General features: G+C 64.6%; 4 protein-coding genes. All 4 read right to left on the bottom strand.

Features of this window, described 5'->3' with window-relative positions; genetic code table 11:
* Positions 1–449: dTDP-4-dehydrorhamnose 3,5-epimerase (rfbC, locus tag V7Z54_RS09110; RefSeq protein WP_334136010.1), on the bottom strand; the 449-nt coding region annotated here is incomplete at its 3' end.
* A 459-nt stretch (positions 450–908) separates the two neighbouring features.
* A complete protein-coding gene (gene rfbA / locus V7Z54_RS09105; protein WP_334136008.1) occupies positions 909–1,775 on the bottom strand; it encodes a glucose-1-phosphate thymidylyltransferase RfbA in 867 nt (288 codons plus the stop codon).
* Positions 1,776–1,847: 72 nt separating this feature from the next.
* Positions 1,848–2,381, bottom strand: a complete 534-nt coding sequence (locus V7Z54_RS09100) for a FlgO family outer membrane protein (protein WP_334136006.1) — start codon at positions 2,379–2,381, stop codon at positions 1,848–1,850.
* 14 nt (positions 2,382–2,395) lie between these two features.
* On the bottom strand, positions 2,396–3,072 hold a 677-nt coding region (locus tag V7Z54_RS09095), incomplete at its 5' end, for a hypothetical protein (RefSeq protein ID WP_334136005.1).

Genomic DNA, 3,072 nt, shown 5'->3' with positions numbered 1-3,072 from the left:
CGGATGCAGCGCTCGTGTTCGGGGCTGTAGTAGTCGGTGGTTTTGTAGAGGAAGTCGGCCTCTTCGCTGAGCGCCAGAAAGCCGTGCGCAAAACCCGGCGGTATCCACAGCAGGCGCTGGTTGTCTTCGCTGAGTTCGACGCCCACCCACTGGCCGTAGGTGGGCGACTGGGGCCGAATGTCCACCGCCACGTCGAATACTGCTCCGCGCACCACGCGCACCAGCTTACCCTGCGCCTTGGGCGGTAGTTGGTAGTGCAGCCCGCGCAGCACGCCGCGGCGGCTGCGGCTGTGGTTGTCTTGCACGAAGGTGACGTCACGCAAGCCGGTGGCGGCTTCGAAGTCGCGCTGGTTGAAGCTCTCGAAGAAGAAGCCGCGTTCGTCGCCGAAGACTTTCGGCTGCAGGATGAGCACGTCGGCGATGGCGGTGGGAGTGACGGTGTACGGCATGGCTGAGTCGGGCGCCAACGCCATCGTCGGCCAGGGCGCTCCACAACCGCGTCATTATCGCTTAAGCTGCAGGGCTAATCCTTTCCGACGCCACGCTGGCGCTGCTGCGTTGCCCCCACCCGTGCATCGGCGCGCGCGTCTTGCGGTTGCCGCGCCGCCCTGTAGTCGGATGCCCACGGGGTACGCCGTCCAGCGGCATCGGCGATCCACAGCGCCACGCCTGCCGTTGTATACGCACGCGGGGTACACTGTGCCGTGCGGTTGGCCATTCGCGCCCTTGCAGAGGACGCTGGCGCACGGGTGGCCAAGCCCATCGTCACCAGCGCCTGCACGTCACCACAGGCATCAAATCGGCGCACGGGGCGCATGGATAGGCGCCTTCCCGTCGTCACGGCAGCCCGAAACGGTGCAGCAGCTTGCACACTGTCGGCACGTCACACGGGTGGTCGCACCCAGTCGTCACGGCAGCAGGCCAAGCAGGTAGCGGCCGTAGCCGCTTTTGCCCAAGCGCTCCGCCAAGCGGCGCAGCTGCTCGTCGTCGATCCAGCCGTTGCGCCAGGCCACTTCTTCGGGGCACGAGATTTTGAGGCCCTGCCGCCGCTCCAGCGTGGCAATGAACTGCCCGGCGTCGAGCAAGCTGTCATGCGTGCCTGTATCCAGCCAGGCGTAGCCGCGCTTGAGGATTTGCACCGAGAGCTGGCCCCGTTCGAGGTAAGCGCGGTTGACGTCGGTGATTTCGAGTTCGCCGCGCGCACTGGGCTTGACCTGACGGGCAATGTCCACCACCAGTTCGTCGTAAAAGTACAGGCCAGTGACGGCGTATGAGGACTTGGGTTGCGCGGGCTTTTCTTCGATGCTGAGGGCACGTCCGTGCGCGTCGAATTCGACGACGCCGTAGCGCTCGGGGTCGTGGACGTGGTAGGCAAAGACGGTGGCGCCTTCGGTTTGGGCATCGGCGGCGCGCAACAGCGGCTGCAGGTCGTGCCCGTAGAAGATGTTGTCGCCCAGCACCAGGGCGCTGGGGTGTCCGGCCACGAAGTCGGCACCGATGAGGAAGGCTTGCGCCAGGCCGTCGGGGCTGGGCTGGCTGGCGTATTGCAGGTGCATGCCCCACTGGCTGCCGTCACCCAGCAGTTGGGCAAAGCGCGGCGTGTCCTGCGGCGTGCTGATGATGAGCACGTCGCGAATGCCCGCCAGCATAAGAGTGCTGAGTGGGTAGTACACCATGGGCTTGTCGTACACCGGCAGCAGCTGTTTGCTGACGGCGAGTGTGGCCGGGTACAGTCGGGTGCCGGAACCACCGGCGAGAATGATGCCTTTGCGCATAACGAACAAGCCGCCCGTCCTGACGGGATCAGGCGGTCACAAAAAGATGGGAACGCCGTGGGGGTGACGGCGTCAGCGGTCGCTGGCAGGCTTGCGTATCAAACGTTGGACGTCGGTATCCAACGGCAGAGCGTAATCATAGCCCCTGAGGATCTGCCCGGTTTCCGACCGCACCAGCTTGACGTTGATATAGACATACTGCCCGGCTACCGAATACGTGCCCACCAATACCGCAGTGGCCTGATGTACACGGGCAATGTCCTTGATTTCACGCGACAACAACAGCTCGCCGGTCTGTTCACGTACGAAAACGTCGCCGCGCAGCTTCATCTCGCGCACGTCGATTCCCGCGGCAGCGGCCGCCGAGCTGTACTGCTCGGACAGGGTGCGCCCAAGCGGCGAGGAGACACGCAAATCGTTGACGTCAACGATGGTGGCCACGAGCAGCGGCGACACCTGCGCCGCCGGCAATCCCGCCAATAGCTTGGCCATCGCGTCGCGGTTGGCCTGCAGGAAGGGATGGGCAGCAGCTATCTCGTACGTGGGCGGTTTGGGCGCGGGGGACAACGCACAGCCCGCCACACCGACGGCCACGGCGGTGACCAATGCAGGTAAGGCTCTCATTGCGACACCACCTTGTATTCGCGGGACACGGGACCGCGCACCGTCTGGAACAACGTCGCGTCGCTATCCTCGATGTAGTAGACGTCCGTGTTGCGCACCAGGTAGCGGTCGCCCTGCATAATGGTGGTGGTCAGGATGATCTCGGTGTGGGTAGGGCCGCCAGTGTACTGGCTGCTGGCCACATCGGCGATCACGGCATAGCCGAGGCCACCCGCCAGCGCGGCGTCTTGATGCGCCTTCACGCCGAGATAGTGCGCGACGTACACGCCGGAGGTGATGGCGGTAAACAGCCCGGGAACGAAGTGCGGACGGCCGCTGTTGTGCCGTACCACTTGGGCTTGGTAGCTGACTTTGACGGGCGCATCGTCGCGCTCGACGACGGTCTTGCCGTCATTGACCAAGCGAGTGATGAGCAGCTCGCGAAAGGCTCGGTCGAACGCAGTGGGCGATGCTGGCAATACCACCTGCAGCGCCGAGTCAGCCGCCGACGTCTGCGCAAGCCGCGTCAGCGTGCTGGAGGCCACGTGCCCAGCAACGGCGTCCCAGTGGCCAGCCGAGCGCACCTTTTTTTGGGCTGTGTAGGGAAAATTCTCAGCCACAGGAATGGGCGCGTGCGAACAGCCCGCCATGCCCGCGATAAATATCCCCGCCAGCGCCGTGTAGACGGTTTTGT

This window comes from Tepidimonas sp., from assembly GCF_036824975.1.
GTDB lineage: Bacteria > Pseudomonadota > Gammaproteobacteria > Burkholderiales > Burkholderiaceae_C > Tepidimonas.
Note: the sequence above shows the minus strand (reverse complement) of the source record. Positions and strands in the feature narration are given on the sequence as shown.